Source organism: Bacillus cereus group sp. MYBK30-2, from assembly GCF_051915945.1.
Taxonomy (GTDB): Bacteria; Bacillota; Bacilli; order Bacillales; family Bacillaceae_G; genus Bacillus_A; species Bacillus_A paramycoides.
On the sequence record NZ_JBQAFR010000002.1, the window covers coordinates 1,302,992 to 1,318,159 of the forward strand.

Consider the following 15,168-nt stretch of genomic DNA (forward strand, 5'->3'; position numbering starts at 1 on the left):
TTTCTTATTAGTTTTTCTTTTATTTTTTCAAAAAAATTTGCAGGAATTTGGCGTTTTACGTAGAAATTTATGAGTTAGTTGACTGACCAGACATACAATGTCAACTACCAATATTTTTCTATATGAATATTTGTTAAACTTTTGTAAAATTTAAGTAAGTTAAGGCATGAATTTTATCATGTAGAGTACAATGGTAGTAACGACCTTCTTTCCTGAATGGGGTCAAAAAAACTAGTAGAGGAGTGGTTTTCTCTTGAAACCTACAACTACTCGTATGCTAACACGCATTAAATCAATTTATATGTACATCAATGAAAACGGAACGGTAACGACGAAAGACCTTGTAGATGAGTTCGGGATCACACCGCGAACGATACAACGTGATCTAAATGTGTTGCAGTTTAATGAACTCGTGTATAGCCCTTGCCGCGGTAAGTGGACAACAACAGGAAAGAAAGTGAGAATGACCTCATAACGAAAACAATTGTATGTAAAATAAATACATACCCCTTTCTATATAATTAGAAAGGGGTTTTTTCTGCGCCTTAAAATCGGCATTATTTTTCGTTATCTACTTGATACGTCTTTAACATTTCTACTTCTTCATCTGTCAATTCACGATACTGTCCAAGTTCTAGCTCTTCATCCAACACTAAAGGTCCCATCTCTGTTCTCTTTAAGTAAACAACTTTTTTCCCTACCGCTTCAAACATACGCTTCACTTGATGGAACTTTCCCTCTGTAATAACGAGCTCGATTTCCGAAATATCATCGCTTTTTAAAATTGTAAGTTCGCCTGGCTTGGTTTCATAGCCATCATCTAAAATAACACCTTTTGCAAACTCTTTTATATCATCTTCCGTTACAACGCCTGAAACGTGTGCATAATATTTTTTCGGCACGTGCTTTTTCGGCGATAATAATTGATGCGTTAGCTTCCCATCATTTGTTATTAATAAGAAACCTTCTGTATCAATATCAAGTCTTCCAACCGGGAATGGATCAAAAATCGCATCTTCTAATTCTAATAAATCTATTACTGTTTCATGATTATCATCTTCCGTCGCTGAAATAACACCTTGTGGTTTATGCATCATTAAATAAACAAACTCTTTATATTCCACAACTTCACCGTGAATCATAACTTCTTGCTCTTCTACATTCACATGAAACTTCGCATCTTTCACTGGCGTTCCATCAATCTTCACAACGCCGTCTTTCAATAATTTTTTTACTTCTTTTCTACTTCCGTATCCCATATTCGCTAATAATTTATCTAATCTCATATTCTTCACCTTCTTTATTTATCATAAGAAAAGGGGACGTATTTACGCCCCTTTTGATTTCAACTTTATTTTGAATCTACTACCAAGTTTACGCTGGATTTTCTCTAAAGCCTCTCCGCCAAATACTCTTTCTAGTACCCCTGTGCGAATCGCTAACAATCCGTAAACAAGGCCACCAATACCTGCACAAATCGCAACTGTAATAAGAGCACCAATACGGCCATCAGGCGAAATCATGAAGGATAGAAGCCATTGTGATAGCTTTACAGCAATAACCATTACAAGTGTTAATATTGCAATTTGGAATGTTCTCTTATATACAACACCAAATGAATAGTTTGCATGTTTTTTGATTTGTTTATTCGTATACCATACGGAAGCTAAGAAGCCGACTGCAGTAGCTAAAATCGCCCCAACTGTACCGAAATAACGAATAAAGATTACGTTGCATACAAACTTCAAAATAACACCCATCACAAGCGCAATAACCGCGTGTTTCTGCTGGTTAATCCCTTGTAGGATCGCCGCTGTTACCGTGAACAAAGCAAACAATAGCGCGACTGGTGCATACCACATTAATACTTGTCCACCTAGTGGATCTGAATCGTAAAAAGCAGTGTAAATCGGATATGCAAGTGTAGAAATACCGATAACTGCTGGCAATGTTAAAAACATATTTGCCTGGAATGTTTGTGTAATTTGTAATTTTAAATAACGGTATTGCTTTTCAGTAAACGACTTTGTAATCGCTGGCACGAGCGTTAAACTAAACGCTGTTGCAAGTGATACAGGAATCATAATTAATTTATGCGTCCACATCGTGAAAATACCAAGCGCTCGCTCTGCGATATCCCCTTGACCAATTGCCTGCATAATAGAGTTAAATGTCAATGTATCAATTTGTTGATATAAAGGAATTGTTAACCCAATTACAACGTAAGGAATTGCATACGCAAATAATTCTTTAAACAATTGAACGGTACTTACTGTCGATTCTGGTACAGTTTGCTCAATTAAATATTGATCCAAATATTTTTTACGTTTTAACCAGTACCAAACTAATACGCCGAGCGCTCCAACTGCTGAAACGAATGCAGCGAATGTCGCAACCCCAACTGCCGTTGCTACTGTACCGCCAAGCACTTTAATAACGATGAAACTACCCGCTAATAAAAAGACGATACGAATAATTTGCTCAATAATTTGTGAAACCGTAGTCGGTCCCATCGATTGGTGACCTTGGAAATAACCACGAATCAAACTTGCTGCCGGCACAACAATAAGCGCAAAACTTACGAGGCGAATAATCGTCGTAACTTCTTCTATCTTATTTTGTAAACTTTGTTTACCAAGCATTGCTTCTGCAAATAATGGTGCGGTCATGTACAGTACTAAGAAGGAAAGAACTCCTGTTACTATCATCATAACCATTCCCGAACGGAACATTCTCCGGCTCGTTTTATAATCTCCAAGTGCATTATATTTGGAAACAAACTTCGAAACAGCAAGCGGCACCCCTGCCGTTGCAATACTTAAAAATATCGTATATGGAATATATCCATATGTATAGAGCGTTCCGCCTTCTGTGCCTACTAATGCATGAAACGGAAAGACGTAAATCATGCCTAAGAACTTTACTAAAAATGTCCCTAACGTCACAATAAGCGTTCCGCGCAGAAATTTTGAATCGGACATACAAAAATCCTCCTACTTCCTTTATAACGCTGAACTCTAACTTTTGTATTGTACCACAATTCTCTCCCGAAGCAGTACTTCACTCTATTTTTCTTTTAAGAGAAAACATGCTATTCTTTTAGGCAGGAAATGTAGAAAATGAGGTCGATATATTATGCATTATGATGTTATTGTCATCGGCGGCGGTCCTTCAGGGCTAATGGCTGCAATCGGTGCTGCTGAAGAAGGCGCAAATGTCTTACTTCTTGATAAAGGAAATAAACTAGGACGTAAACTTGCGATTTCTGGTGGTGGTCGTTGTAACGTAACGAACCGTCTACCACTTGATGAAATCGTTAAACATATACCTGGAAATGGTCGCTTCTTATACAGCGCTTTTTCTATTTTCAGTAATGAAGATATTATTACATTCTTCGAAAATCTCGGTGTAAAACTGAAAGAAGAGGATCATGGCCGCATGTTCCCAGTATCAAATAAAGCACAATCTGTTGTAGACGCACTTTTAACACGATTAAAAGATTTAGGTGTGAAAATACGTACGAATACGCCTGTTGACACGATTGAATATGAAAACGGTCAAACGAAAGCAGTTGTATTGCAAACAGGTGAAGTGTTAGAAACAAATCACGTCGTTATCGCTGTTGGCGGAAAATCTGTTCCTCATACCGGTTCTACTGGAGACGGATACGCATGGGCTGAAAAAGCCGGACATACAATTACAGAGCTTTTCCCAACAGAAGTACCAATCCTTTCAAACGAACCATTTATTCGTGACCGTACATTGCAAGGTCTTGCTTTACGAGACGTAAACTTAAGTGTATTAAACCCGAAAGGAAAAGCTGTCATTTCTCATAAAATGGACATGCTCTTCACTCACTTCGGCCTATCTGGTCCTGCCGCTCTTCGTTGTAGCCAATTCGTTATAAAAACGATGAAGAAGTTTAAAACGAACACGGTGCAAATGAGTATCGATGCATTGCCAGAAGAAAATAGTGAGCAACTGTTCCAACGCATGCTGAAACAAATGAAAGAAGATCCGAAAAAAGGAATTAAAAACGTTTTAAAAGGCTATGTTCCTGAACGTTACTTCCTATTCTTATTAGAAAAAAATGAAATTGACGGTAGCGAACAAGCTGGACAAATTTCTCATGAGAAGATTCGTGCACTTGTGAAAGACTTTAAAGAATTTACCGTTCATGTAAATGGTACTCAGCCGCTTGAAAAAGCATTCGTTACTGGCGGAGGTGTATCCGTTAAAGAAATTAACCCGAAAGAAATGTCTTCGAAATTCACGAATGGTTTATATTTCTGCGGAGAAGTTCTTGATATTCACGGTTATACTGGTGGCTATAACATTACATCTGCCCTTGTTACTGGTAGAATCGCCGGAACAACAGCTGGGCAAAATGTGAAAATGCAATACTAAAAGAAACAGGGATTCCTGTTTCTTTTTTATATGTTGAAATAATAAAATAGCATATAAAATTATATCGACCGTTTCTTCAAAATTATTAGCGATTTTTTCAATATATAAGCACTCCGACAAGGAACGACAAATCTCCTATCCTTATAATTTCTGTTTCTTTTTTGTTGCTTTATATAGCTTAGTACCTTTATATTTTATATTGTTGAATATTTGAAAAAGGGTAAGGGGAAAACAAATGAGAAAAAAAGTCATGATGTCTTTAATGCTAATGACGTTTCTTTCTGCGGTAGAAGGAACGATTGTTAGTACAGCAATCCCTCGTATAACGAGTGATTTGTCAGGCGTCGAACTTGTTAGTTGGGTATATGCAATCTATATGCTTGCAACAGCTGTTTCGACTCCAATATACGGAAAACTAGCTGATTTATTCGGCCGTAAAAAAGTTTTGCTCATCGGAGCAACAATCTTCTTAATCGGTTCTACACTTTGCGGAGTCGTTACATCAATGGAACAATTAATCTTCTTCCGTGCTCTTCAAGGTATAGGGGCTGGGGCTGTTATGCCGATTACAATGACGATTATTGGAGACTTATATAGCGAAGCGAAAGACCGTGCGAAAGCACAGGGCTGGATGAGTGCCGTTTGGGGTGTATCTGGTGTTATCGGACCGTTAGTAGGTGGATTTTTAGTTGATTCCCTTTCTTGGCGCTATATCTTCTTCTTAAACGTTCCGTTTGGAATTATCGCTTGCTTAATGATTGCCACTTCTTATAAGGAATCTATTAAGTCATCTAAGCAACATATTGACTACCTTGGTGCAACAGTCTTCTCATTAAGTACAATTGCTTTACTATATGCACTATTAACAGGTAGCAGTAAGCAAAACTGGGGAGACATTACAATTATCGGCCTATTAATCTTTGCCGCTGTGTCATTCATTATTTTCTTATACATCGAGAAAAAATCTCCGGAACCATTAATTCCGCTAGCACTTTTCTCTAACCGTACATTATCTACTATAAACATATTAACGCTTATTGCTGGTGCAATGATTATTAGTATTACAGTGTACCTTCCAATTTGGAGCCAAGGTGTATTAGGGAAAAATGCGACAGAAGCAGGAATCATTTTAATGCCGATTCCTGTTATGTGGACATTTGGTGCTATTTTCTCTGGTAACTTAGTTGGCAAATTAAAAACGAAGCAAATTATTTTACTTGGAGCTAGCATTTTATCAATTGCTACATTTTTATTATTTACATTATCAACAGATTCACCATCATTCCTTATTTATGTTGCAGTCGGATTATTCGGCTTAGGAATGGGGCTTGTTACACCAATTTACATGGTAACAATTCAAGCAGCTGTACCAGCTCATACGCGCGGAACAGCAGTTGGTTTAAACACATTCATTAATACATTTAGTCAAACGTTAGGTGCTGCAATTTTCGGCATGGTCTTCAATACGATGATACATGCACGTGGCATCAAAAACCTTGACCTCGTATCTTCTGGTGGACATGGAGGATCTGTGGCAAACGTAGTAACTGAATCACAAGAAGCATTAGCTTCAAGTATACACGTCATTTATATGAGCACTTTCGCATTAGCAGTATTAACATTAATTATCGCTTGGCTCCTATTAAAGCCAGCTAAACAAACAAGTGAACAATAAGGAAAGAGGATGACCATTTCGGTCATCCTCTTTCCTTATATGAGCGTTAAAATCTACTCTTCATTCTCCACAATATATTTAAGCATAGACAATTTATTATCCCAAAATCGTTCATAATACGAGAGCCACTGCTGTAATTCCGCTAACGGCTCTGGCTGCAAACGATATATCTTTTCTCTTCCACTCTTTCTTCCACTCACTAAATTCGCTTCTGAAAGAATATGCAGATGCTTCACAACAGCCGTACGACTCATCGGAAAATGATCCGTTATTTTTGAAATTGGTAACTCTTTATCACTTAATAACCGTAATACTTCTCGGCGGGTTGGATCAGCAATTGCCTGAAACACATCGTATTTTACTGCCGACGATGCCACTTAGCCCTCAACAACCTTTTTCAGTTTTTCATTTACAATCGCTACCCAACCACCATTCATTCTGTCGCGAATAATAGAGCTCTTCGCATTCACTTTCGGAAGAATTTCATCAGGATGTTTCCAACCGCCGTGGATTAACGTAAATTCTGTTTTATCCCCTAAGTCTTTCAAAATGAACGAAACGATCCAGCCATCTGTATCCCATGAGAAAGATAAACGATTCGGTTCATCAATTTCTAACACTTTACATGGTGATGGCCCAAAAGGTGATTGTATATGAAACTCATGTCCTACCTTTAGTTCGAAATCATTTGGCATAAACCATGACGCAATTCCTTCTGCAGTTGATACTGTATCCCATACTTTTTGAATAGATGCATTAAAAATAACCGTTTGTTTAATGTCGTTTAATGTATTTTGTTGTTCCATTTTATTTCTCCTTTATTCAGCATTAATACATAACACCTTTTAGTTGTATCCAGATAATATAACACCTTTTAGTTTCATGTCAATAGAGTGAAACTTTAATCAGTGAGGTTTTGTCCATCCCCCACTGATTATTAGCCCACACCAATCGGGCTTTTACAGACAGTAAGACTCTTTTTACTGTTGAGAAATTCTCAACATTTTTTCAACAGGACAAACACTCTCTCACCATTCCTTCATAATATACTCACAAAGGCAATAAAAAATAAAAACTTCGCTCAATATGAAACTCCATCATTCATATCGAGCGAAGCGCCTAACTTATCTCACCTGTACTTCGTCTCTCCTCCTTCCCTCGGGGACAATACGCGAGATATGTGAAATCAGAAGGAATATGCCCACCATTTGGGTAGGTAGTTATTTCTCTTCTCCTCAACATTTCCTTAGGAGCGAAATGACTACCCACTCATTTTTTTAACCAACAATGAAAAGGGGATGAAAGCTATGTTCTACTGCATTAACTGTTCTGAAATTCACCACGAAAAACATCCGAATGATAAAGTATTTAAAAACGGTTTTTATATTGATCCATTTTTAGGTGATCGTTATCACCTCGGCATGTGCACTGATGCTCAGGAACATGCAACAGAGGAAGTTCTTTTAACGACAAAGAAGATAGATGCAACGCAATCTATTATGAATATTTTACCGACACATGTTGTCCCAACATAAAGCATAAAAAAGAGCTGGCTTTCCAGCTCTTTTTTATGCTTTATAAACAATCATCGCTGAAAAACAATAAATTTGGTTTTCATCATCATTAATTGAAACACCAACTTGATACTTTATATCTACAAAATTTCCATCATCAATTTTTTTCAAAAACACATTTACAGCGTCTTCTAAGTCTTTTTCATGACTTTCATCAAACACTTTCACACGAATCATGTTAACACCATCCTAGATCGCAGCCCTCCGCCGCTTGATTATTGCCACGGTGCGTATCTATGATGCGATAAAACTTTCCGTCTTCATATATATATCCGTCTTCTAACACATATTGTTTATCTTCAGTATAGACATAAAACTTACCTATCATAAATTTACTCGTATATAATTCCAAATAATCTGGCCTAAATTTAGCTACAACTTTATTTGTAATATCAATCCTAATTGTGCGCCCCACCTTCTCTCCCTCCTCTACAAAGAACGGATTTAGGTATATTGTATTAGCGATTTTACATTTTATGCTTAAAAATAAGTGGATATGCCCTCTTTCTTCCCCTGTACTATTTTTCTAAAAAAATTTCCCATATTTATTCAACATATAAGAGCAAAAAAAACCATAAAAAACCACTTTTATATATTGACTTCAATATATTTTTTGTGATATTATATAAAATTTGACATTTTTATATCAGTATGTTATCATTAAAAATGGTTACCACATATGGAGGTGGATGATTTGTTTCAAATTGGTGATAAAATCGTTTATCCAATGCACGGTGCAGGAATCATCGAAGCAATTGAAGAGAAAGAAATATTAGGTACTTCGCGTCAATATTGTGTTATACGCATCATTAGTAAAGATATGCAAGTAATGCTTCCGATGGATCAATTACAAAAATCAGGTATACGTTATATCGTTGATAAGGGTACATTAGATGGTATCCTTCTTGAATTTCATCATGGGGAATCAGACCCCTCACTCTCATGGAAACAAAGATATACAATGAATATGGAAAAAATGAAGAACGGCAACCTTCAAGATAGCGCAGAAGTTGTTCGTGATTTACTTCGCCGTAATAAAGAAAGAGCATTAAATGCGAGCGAAAAACAAATGCTAGATAATGCGCGCAAAATGGTTATTAGCGAAGTTGCGCTCGTACAAAATGTCTCAGAACATCAAGCAACAGAATTTCTTCAAGATACAATCAATCACTAATTTTAAAAATAGCCGACCGCTATTTTTTTTTTATATTACCCACGTCCAGCTTGAAACGATGGGTATAAAGTCATTCCACCATCTGCAAATAACGTAATTCCGGTTACGTAACTCGCCTCTGCTGAAGCAAGCCATGTTGCTATTGCTGCGATTTCTTCAGGTTTTCCAATGTAGCCCATCGGAATCATACTTTCTACGTCAGCACGCTGTTTAGGATCAGCAAACTTTTCAGCATTGATTGGCGTATTAATTGCACCTGGTCCAATATTATTGACTCGAATGCCTTTTGGTGCATACTCTAACGCTAACGTTTCAGTCATAAGCTTAATCCCACCCTTACTTGCCGCATAGTGCACGAATAATGGCCACGGGATTTTTTCATGAACACTAGACATATTAATCACCGATCCTTTAATACCGTGTTCCACAAAATATTTAATCGCTTCACGACTTCCTAAGAAAGCACCTGTTAAATTTGTATGAATTACTTTATTCCAATCCTCTAACGGCATTTCATGCGATGGTACAGCATTTTCTATGCCTGCATTATTAATCATAACGTCAAGCGTCCCAAATTCTTTAACAGCAGATTGAATCAAATTTATAACATCCGATTCAACCGTAACATCACCTTTTACAGCAATCGCTTCTCCGCCTATTTTTTTTATTTCTTCTAATACATCGTTCGCTTCTGATTCTCTTGAGCGATAGTTAATAACAACTTTCGCCTTCTCCTTAGCAAACCGTACTCCCATCGCTCTTCCAAGACCAGTTGCTGACCCTGTAATAATGACGACCTTCCCTTCTAAATCGCTATACATTTCAATACCTCCTTTAGCTTTTTGCGACCCCTAGCATAATTCCAGCTGCAATAATAAAAACGATACCAACAACAATCCCAATTAATTGACGCTTCGTTTTCCTTTCACCTAATATAAGAATCCCGCCAAGCGTCGAAATAATAATCCCCATTTGTGAAAGGGAAAAACTTGTTGCGACTCCGACACGCGGCTGAGAAATGAATAAAAACATATTTCCAGCTGCCCAAATTAATCCCGGAAGAATATTTCGAATCGCATATTTATTGAATGGATGATGTTTAAATGTGAGTAAAATCCCGCCTAATACCATACCGACCGCTTGTGGCAATAAAGCTGACCAACCGTTCACGTTAAATAATCGAATAACTACTACGTAAACTAAATATCCGACTGTTGAAATTAATAAAATAATAATTCCTTTTTTAAAATTCCCTGCTTGCTCTGCATTCTTTTCTTCTTCACTTTGGAGTGATGTTAAAATAACACCGATAATAATACAAACAAGCGCCAAAACTCCAAGAACGACTGATATCGTCGTTGACCATTCATGAAACACGATAACCCCAAATAAAGTCGTCGCAACTAATTGAAGCCCTGTTGAAATCGGCATCGTTCTCGAAACACCCATTAAATCAATACTTTTCAACTGATTCGCTTGACCAAGCGCCCAAAACAAACCGGACACGATTCCAACCCCGATAACCGTAGGAGTTAATACTGGCTTCACAAAAATATAAACAACAATTGAGAAAATAAGCGCTCCGAACGTTGTACCGAGCGTTTGACTATAAGGTCCCCCGCCCAGTTTCACGTTAAATAGCACAATACTTCCCCAAAATATGGCTGGTAAAATCGCTAAAAATATATCCATCGCTCATTACCTTTCTCTACAAAATGTCATAGGTTACCGCTCTAAATCATTAGAGTGAGCTTTTATTTTCTCTTTTGTTCGTTCACAAACCTTATCTGCAGTAGCACCAGAAACATTTTTTTCTCGCTCCACTTTTTTTATTTTTATGTGATCCAAATGATCTTCTAAAGTGAGTGTAATACGATCATTCGGCGGATTATGCGCCCCTTGAAATGTAAGAAACTGTATCGTAACTTCAAATCTAGGAACAAACTCATCTTTCTTGCCTAGACGCTTTATATTTGTAACTGAATCACATTCATATTGATCTTCTGTCACTTGCCTTATAACTGAATAATACCGATTAAGTAGCGCACTCTCTAAAAGCTGTTCCTTCGATTCTTTTGCCCAAGAATAGCTTGGAGAAGAGAAGAAAACAGAACATATCATTGCAATCATTACACATAACTTTTTCATAATTCCCTCCTTATTCTATACAATAGTGTTCTCCAAACTGCCATAAAAAAACGACTTCTCCTATTCAGGAAAGTCGTTTTAATGAATCCAATATTAACCACCACTCACTGGTGGTATTAACGCAACAATATCACCAGATTGTATAGCATCATCTTCATTCGCGTACTCTTCATTAATTGCAACCATAATTGGCGCTGACACTGGTACATTATATTCTTTCGCAACAATTTCTTTTAATTGTGCAACAGTAATATTTTCTTCCTCTATTTGTAATTCACTTACTCCTGCTTCTTCTTGCAAGTTCGCAAATAACAATACTCGAATCATATTTATAGCTCCTTCCCAGGCTCTCCTGCTGGATATGGCGTTTTTTCTAATTGATCACCAATCCATGAGTCACCATCTTCCCAAAACTCCTTTTTCCAAATCGGAACAATTTGCTTAATGCGTTCCATAATATATTCATTCGCTTCATAGGCCTCTTTACGGTGTGGTGTTGATACAGCAACAACAACCGCGATATCAGAAATTTGCAGCGTGCCGATACGATGTGTAATCGCAACATGTGTACTAGGCCACTTCTCCTTCACTTCTGCCCCTATTTTCTGTAGCATCTTTTCTGCCATCGTCTTATAAGCTACATACTCTAAGTATAGTGTACGACGCCCTTTCGTAAACTCCCTAACTGTTCCGATAAATGTTGTGACAGCACCGCATTCACGGCGAATTACTTTCTTTGTCACCTCTTCAATCGAGATTTCTGTATCAATTACTTCATAATACATATTTGTCATTTCGCACTCCTAACCGTTTGCAAAAACCAGTCTATATACAACTTTTCTTCTGTTATATGAAATACTTTATATTCTTCTCGTAAACTTAATGGAGCATCATGCCACGTAATAACCGCTACTACATTTTCTACTTTATGTAAAAGTTCAGCGTCTTCCGTGGAACGAAGTAATACTACTTTTGGATATTTCTCCGCTTTATAACCCTCTATTAAAATCATATCCACTTCAAAAAATCCGTACAAGCGGATAATTTCTTGCAAGGACCATTCATCTCGCAAGGAGGACAAAGATAGTAATCCAGCGCCTTCTACACTACTTACTACAGCACCAGCTTTTCGGTGTCTTTCACTATCTTTTTGCGCTACTTCGGGAAAACCACCATGGCCATGATGCTTAATTGTAGCAACCTTCATTTCGCTTTGAGCTAATGCATGTACCATTTTCTCTACAAGTGTTGTTTTTCCGCTATTTTGATACCCTACTATTTGTAAGATTGAAGAGGCTTTGCCCACGGCCAATCACTTCCTTGAGAGTATTCTAACAATAATACGGACACTTTCATTCCTGCTTCGAACCCTCTCGTTCCTCCAGGCAACACGATAAAAGCATTTGCATCCGCAAGTGAAGATACCGCACTCGATTTATCTAAACCGACTGGCACCACTTGTAATGACCCATTAACGATCGTCACGTTTGCTCTTACAAAGCGAGTAAACGGATTTGGTTTTGGAAAATCTTTTTGTAAAATAGCGTCCGCTCTATATATGTGAGGCTCCTTCGCATACAAATACGTTTTCATAATTGGATGCACAAATAATTCGAAACCTACATAACAAGCCGACGGATTACCTGATAAACCGAAGAGTAGCTTTCCATCAGCTTCAGCTACTGTCGTTACACTTCCCGGTCTCATCGCTATTTTATTAAAGAGTACATTCGCCTGTAACCTTTCATAAATAGCTGGTAAATAGTCATAATCTCCTACCGAAACACCGCCCGTTGTAATTAAAATATCAACCTCATCCATCGCTGATTTAACAGCTGTAAAACATGCATCTAACTCATCGGCAAGTTGTCCATAATAATGCACTTTCCCGCCAGCTTTCATAATTTGAGCTGCAATCATATAAGAGTTACTATTTCTAATTTTCCCTGGCTCTAACGGCTCATGTACTTCCAGTAATTCACTTCCTGTCGTTACAATACCGACAACAGGCTGCTTTACAACTTTTACAGTGCTATATCCAAACGTCGCTAATAACGCTGCAACACCTGGATTAATTGCAGCACCTTTGTTAACAAGCACTTGACTTTGTTTTATATCTTCCCCTTTAAACGATACGTTGTCACCATTTTTGAAAGGGCGTTTTAACTTCATATATGTTTTTCCGTTCTTCTCGAATCCTTCCGTCAGTTCTAGCATTACGACTGCATTGCAATCTTCTGGAATAGCTGCTCCTGTCATAATACGAACCGCCTGAAAAGCTTCTACTTCTTCTGTAAAAACAGATCCTGCTCCGATTTCTCCTATTACTTCAAATTCAACCGGATGCTCTTGACTTGCTTCTTTCGTATCTTCTGCTCGAATTGCGAAACCATCGTAAGGAGAACGATCAAAATGAGGAACATCGTGATCTGAGACAACATCCTCCCCAAGAATCCTCCCATAACTTTCTGTAATAGAAACTTCTTCTACTTCACCATGCTTAGCATATTTCATAACCCGCTCTACTGCCTCAGCAACTTGAATCGGGATTCGTTTTTCTACCATTGTTTCTCACCTCGTATTTGCAAAATATCTAATCTCGATTACACTTTATATATTAAATAGCAATCACTTCAAGGAGGAGTTCCATGTCTTCATTCACACACTTCAATGACCAAGGGCGCGCTAAAATGGTTGATATAAGTGACAAACAAATAACCGTTCGAACAGCAATCGCACGCTCTAGCATTATCGTTACAAAAGAAATTCACGATAAAATCTCTCACAATGAAATTGGTAAAGGTGACGTATTAGCCGTTGCACAAATCGCAGGTATTATGGCTGCGAAACGTACTTCTGATATTATCCCAATGTGCCATCCCTTATTATTAAAAGGTGTTGACGTCTCTTTCGATTGGAAACAGTCAGAAGAACAATATCGACTACTCATTGAAGTAAAAGTTAAAACAGAAGGTAGTACTGGCGTTGAAATGGAAGCTTTAACAGCTGCTTCTGCTACCGCTCTTACCGTATACGATATGTGTAAAGCTGTTGATAAAGGTATGATTATTGGCGAAACGTATTTACTTGAAAAAACGGGCGGAAAAAATGGAGATTACATTAGAAATTCTTAATCCTACATTTCTCCTTTGAACCTAAAGGTTTTCCTTTAGGTTCAACCTATGTATCTTGCATATAATCGTTTCGCCACATTCATATCATTCGTCCCATGAATAAATGCTCTGCCATCTGTAAATAAAACAAAACGATATTCTTCCACCAGAAATGATAATAAATACGGCGTGGCCTTTACATCCACACTTTTTTGTAAGCGCTTTTTAATTTCTTCTAAATTAAACCCCTGACGCACACCTGGACGGATTTGAACTGTATTTCGTCCACATAATACTTCTGTTTTCGTTTGTGCTTCAAATGTTAAACTCGGATATGTACGTAGCTTTCCACAAGATAAACATGTATCCTTTTTCTGCCTATTCACTTTAAATGCCATCTGTTGATTATTCCAAAGATCAAATGATAGCATCGTTTCACGAAGTGCCTCAAAATCTTCTACTAATATTTTTAAAGCTTCTGTTATTTGATGCGCAACTACTAATTGTACTGCTGGCTGTATAATACCGGCCGTATCACATGTCGCTCCGCTCGCCGGATGTTCCATTAAACATCGAAAACACGGCGTTTTTCCTGGTAAGATTGTATACGTTACTCCGTAGCTTCCAACGCATCCTCCATATATCCACGGAACGTTATACATCTGGGATATATCATTAATAAGAAGGCGCGTTTCAAAATTATCCGTCGCATCTAATATTAAATCTACACCTTTAATTAACTCTTCCATTTCTTGCACCGTTACATCCGTCACAACCGGTACAATTTCTACTTCGGAATTAATAGCTTTTAAATGTTCTGCCGCCGCTATCGCTTTCGGCTTATAATGCTTTGCATCTTCCTCTGTATATAATTGTTGCCTTTGTAAATTGCTCCATTCTACATAATCACGATCAGCAATTGTTATTTTTCCAACCCCTGCTCTAACTATTGCTTCTGCATTCGCTGCTCCGAGCGCACCAGCACCGATGACGAGCACGTGCTTCCCTCTTATTTTCCGCTGCCCTTCTTCCCCAACACCAGAAAATAGCATTTGTCTTGAATATCGCTCCTGCATA

At 37.7% G+C, this 15,168-nt stretch carries 20 protein-coding genes; 6 read left to right on the plus strand and 14 right to left on the minus strand.

What is annotated here, in order from left to right; all coding sequences use genetic code 11:
- Positions 1-253: 253 nt before the first annotated feature.
- Positions 254-475 (plus strand): DeoR family transcriptional regulator, encoded by a 222-nt coding sequence (locus ACTFQM_RS18370; protein ID WP_000805512.1) that lies wholly within the window; start codon positions 254-256, stop codon positions 473-475.
- Positions 476-557: 82 nt separating this feature from the next.
- On the opposite strand, the gene ACTFQM_RS18375 is transcribed toward ACTFQM_RS18370, so the two are convergent.
- Both ACTFQM_RS18375 and ACTFQM_RS18380 read right to left on the minus strand, forming a co-directional pair.
- A complete protein-coding gene (locus tag ACTFQM_RS18375) occupies positions 558-1,286 on the minus strand; it encodes a pseudouridine synthase (protein ID WP_002173831.1) in 729 nt (242 codons plus the stop codon).
- Positions 1,287-1,328: 42 nt separating this feature from the next.
- Positions 1,329-2,981: a putative polysaccharide biosynthesis protein gene (locus ACTFQM_RS18380; protein WP_071718400.1), complete on the minus strand. Its 1,653-nt coding sequence runs from the start codon at positions 2,979-2,981 to the stop codon at positions 1,329-1,331.
- Between the two features lie 154 nt (positions 2,982-3,135).
- Between ACTFQM_RS18380 and ACTFQM_RS18385 the strand changes: the two genes are divergently transcribed.
- Positions 3,136-4,407, plus strand: a complete 1,272-nt coding sequence (locus tag ACTFQM_RS18385; RefSeq protein ID WP_440035535.1) for an NAD(P)/FAD-dependent oxidoreductase — start codon at positions 3,136-3,138, stop codon at positions 4,405-4,407.
- Between the two features lie 235 nt (positions 4,408-4,642).
- Positions 4,643-6,082: an MDR family MFS transporter gene (locus ACTFQM_RS18390; RefSeq protein WP_440035536.1), complete on the plus strand. Its 1,440-nt coding sequence runs from the start codon at positions 4,643-4,645 to the stop codon at positions 6,080-6,082.
- Between the two features lie 53 nt (positions 6,083-6,135).
- On the opposite strand, the gene ACTFQM_RS18395 is transcribed toward ACTFQM_RS18390, so the two are convergent.
- Together ACTFQM_RS18395 and ACTFQM_RS18400 are read right to left on the minus strand one after the other, a co-directional pair.
- Positions 6,136-6,459 (minus strand): ArsR/SmtB family transcription factor, encoded by a 324-nt coding sequence (locus ACTFQM_RS18395; RefSeq protein WP_002173835.1) that lies wholly within the window; start codon positions 6,457-6,459, stop codon positions 6,136-6,138.
- The gene (locus ACTFQM_RS18400) at positions 6,460-6,888 is read right to left on the minus strand and encodes an SRPBCC family protein (protein WP_440035539.1); all 429 of its coding nucleotides are present in this window, start codon (positions 6,886-6,888) and stop codon (positions 6,460-6,462) included.
- A gap of 501 nt (positions 6,889-7,389) precedes the next feature.
- Here ACTFQM_RS18400 and ACTFQM_RS18405 point away from each other — a divergent pair.
- Complete coding sequence (locus ACTFQM_RS18405; protein ID WP_002173837.1) at positions 7,390-7,617, plus strand: DUF3973 domain-containing protein; 228 nt, start codon at positions 7,390-7,392, stop codon at positions 7,615-7,617.
- Positions 7,618-7,650: 33 nt separating this feature from the next.
- On the opposite strand, the gene ACTFQM_RS18410 is transcribed toward ACTFQM_RS18405, so the two are convergent.
- Together ACTFQM_RS18410 and ACTFQM_RS18415 are read right to left on the minus strand one after the other, a co-directional pair.
- Positions 7,651-7,833, minus strand: coding sequence for a sporulation protein Cse60 (locus ACTFQM_RS18410; protein WP_000621746.1), 183 nt, complete (start codon positions 7,831-7,833; stop codon positions 7,651-7,653).
- A 1-nt stretch (position 7,834) separates the two neighbouring features.
- Positions 7,835-8,071 carry a DUF2553 family protein gene (locus ACTFQM_RS18415; RefSeq protein WP_002173838.1) on the minus strand — a complete coding sequence of 79 codons (237 nt, stop codon included), beginning with the start codon at positions 8,069-8,071 and terminating at the stop codon, positions 7,835-7,837.
- Between the two features lie 264 nt (positions 8,072-8,335).
- On the opposite strand from ACTFQM_RS18415, the gene ACTFQM_RS18420 reads away from it, so the two are divergent.
- On the plus strand, positions 8,336-8,830 hold the full coding sequence (locus ACTFQM_RS18420) for a CarD family transcriptional regulator (RefSeq protein ID WP_098308104.1): 495 nt from the start codon (positions 8,336-8,338) through the stop codon (positions 8,828-8,830).
- A gap of 35 nt (positions 8,831-8,865) precedes the next feature.
- Here ACTFQM_RS18420 and ACTFQM_RS18425 read toward each other — a convergent pair whose 3' ends face one another.
- From ACTFQM_RS18425 to ACTFQM_RS18455, 7 genes are all read right to left on the minus strand, one after another.
- Positions 8,866-9,651: a glucose 1-dehydrogenase gene (locus ACTFQM_RS18425; RefSeq protein ID WP_440035543.1), complete on the minus strand. Its 786-nt coding sequence runs from the start codon at positions 9,649-9,651 to the stop codon at positions 8,866-8,868.
- A gap of 13 nt (positions 9,652-9,664) precedes the next feature.
- Complete coding sequence (gene glcU / locus ACTFQM_RS18430) at positions 9,665-10,522, minus strand: glucose uptake protein GlcU (RefSeq protein WP_098308100.1); 858 nt, start codon at positions 10,520-10,522, stop codon at positions 9,665-9,667.
- 33 nt (positions 10,523-10,555) lie between these two features.
- Positions 10,556-10,978 carry a DUF3888 domain-containing protein gene (locus ACTFQM_RS18435; RefSeq protein ID WP_440035546.1) on the minus strand — a complete coding sequence of 141 codons (423 nt, stop codon included), beginning with the start codon at positions 10,976-10,978 and terminating at the stop codon, positions 10,556-10,558.
- 93 nt (positions 10,979-11,071) lie between these two features.
- Positions 11,072-11,305 carry a molybdopterin converting factor subunit 1 gene (moaD, locus tag ACTFQM_RS18440; RefSeq protein WP_002173843.1) on the minus strand — a complete coding sequence of 78 codons (234 nt, stop codon included), beginning with the start codon at positions 11,303-11,305 and terminating at the stop codon, positions 11,072-11,074.
- 2 nt (positions 11,306-11,307) lie between these two features.
- Entirely contained in the window at positions 11,308-11,772 is a 465-nt protein-coding gene (gene moaE, locus ACTFQM_RS18445; RefSeq protein WP_002173844.1) for a molybdopterin synthase catalytic subunit MoaE, read from the minus strand.
- Positions 11,769-12,290, minus strand: a complete 522-nt coding sequence (mobB, locus tag ACTFQM_RS18450; RefSeq protein WP_440035548.1) for a molybdopterin-guanine dinucleotide biosynthesis protein B — start codon at positions 12,288-12,290, stop codon at positions 11,769-11,771. Before mobB ends, moaE begins: the two co-directional genes overlap by 4 nt.
- A complete protein-coding gene (locus ACTFQM_RS18455) occupies positions 12,254-13,543 on the minus strand; it encodes a molybdopterin molybdotransferase MoeA (protein ID WP_440035551.1) in 1,290 nt (429 codons plus the stop codon). The genes mobB and ACTFQM_RS18455 overlap by 37 nt, the downstream gene beginning before the upstream one ends.
- 83 nt (positions 13,544-13,626) lie before the next feature.
- Here ACTFQM_RS18455 and moaC point away from each other — a divergent pair, with 83 nt between their 5' ends.
- On the plus strand, positions 13,627-14,112 hold the full coding sequence (gene moaC / locus ACTFQM_RS18460; protein ID WP_440035553.1) for a cyclic pyranopterin monophosphate synthase MoaC: 486 nt from the start codon (positions 13,627-13,629) through the stop codon (positions 14,110-14,112).
- Positions 14,113-14,153: 41 nt separating this feature from the next.
- On the opposite strand, the gene ACTFQM_RS18465 is transcribed toward moaC, so the two are convergent.
- Positions 14,154-15,167 carry a molybdopterin-synthase adenylyltransferase MoeB gene (locus ACTFQM_RS18465; protein ID WP_002138701.1) on the minus strand — a complete coding sequence of 338 codons (1,014 nt, stop codon included), beginning with the start codon at positions 15,165-15,167 and terminating at the stop codon, positions 14,154-14,156.
- Between the last annotated feature and the right edge of the window lies 1 nt (position 15,168).

Bases quoted from the DNA above. Each gene is read 5' to 3' on its own strand.
- ACTFQM_RS18410 (WP_000621746.1), bottom strand. From the start codon at position 7,833: ATGATTCGTGTGAAAGTGTTTGATGAAAGTCATGAAAAAGACTTAGAA.
- ACTFQM_RS18390 (WP_440035536.1), top strand. From the start codon at position 4,643: ATGAGAAAAAAAGTCATGATGTCTTTAATGCTAATGACGTTTCTTTCT.
- ACTFQM_RS18420 (WP_098308104.1), top strand. From the start codon at position 8,336: ATGGAGGTGGATGATTTGTTTCAAATTGGTGATAAAATCGTTTATCCA.
- ACTFQM_RS18380 (WP_071718400.1), bottom strand. From the start codon at position 2,981: ATGTCCGATTCAAAATTTCTGCGCGGAACGCTTATTGTGACGTTAGGG.
- ACTFQM_RS18385 (WP_440035535.1), top strand. From the start codon at position 3,136: ATGCATTATGATGTTATTGTCATCGGCGGCGGTCCTTCAGGGCTAATG.
- ACTFQM_RS18465 (WP_002138701.1), bottom strand. From the start codon at position 15,167: ATGCAGGAGCGATATTCAAGACAAATGCTATTTTCTGGTGTTGGGGAA.
- ACTFQM_RS18455 (WP_440035551.1), bottom strand. From the start codon at position 13,543: ATGGTAGAAAAACGAATCCCGATTCAAGTTGCTGAGGCAGTAGAGCGG.
- ACTFQM_RS18435 (WP_440035546.1), bottom strand. From the start codon at position 10,978: ATGAAAAAGTTATGTGTAATGATTGCAATGATATGTTCTGTTTTCTTC.
- glcU (WP_098308100.1), bottom strand. From the start codon at position 10,522: ATGGATATATTTTTAGCGATTTTACCAGCCATATTTTGGGGAAGTATT.
- ACTFQM_RS18375 (WP_002173831.1), bottom strand. From the start codon at position 1,286: ATGAGATTAGATAAATTATTAGCGAATATGGGATACGGAAGTAGAAAA.
- moaE (WP_002173844.1), bottom strand. From the start codon at position 11,772: ATGACAAATATGTATTATGAAGTAATTGATACAGAAATCTCGATTGAA.
- moaD (WP_002173843.1), bottom strand. From the start codon at position 11,305: ATGATTCGAGTATTGTTATTTGCGAACTTGCAAGAAGAAGCAGGAGTA.
- ACTFQM_RS18425 (WP_440035543.1), bottom strand. From the start codon at position 9,651: ATGTATAGCGATTTAGAAGGGAAGGTCGTCATTATTACAGGGTCAGCA.
- moaC (WP_440035553.1), top strand. From the start codon at position 13,627: ATGTCTTCATTCACACACTTCAATGACCAAGGGCGCGCTAAAATGGTT.
- ACTFQM_RS18405 (WP_002173837.1), top strand. From the start codon at position 7,390: ATGTTCTACTGCATTAACTGTTCTGAAATTCACCACGAAAAACATCCG.
- ACTFQM_RS18400 (WP_440035539.1), bottom strand. From the start codon at position 6,888: ATGGAACAACAAAATACATTAAACGACATTAAACAAACGGTTATTTTT.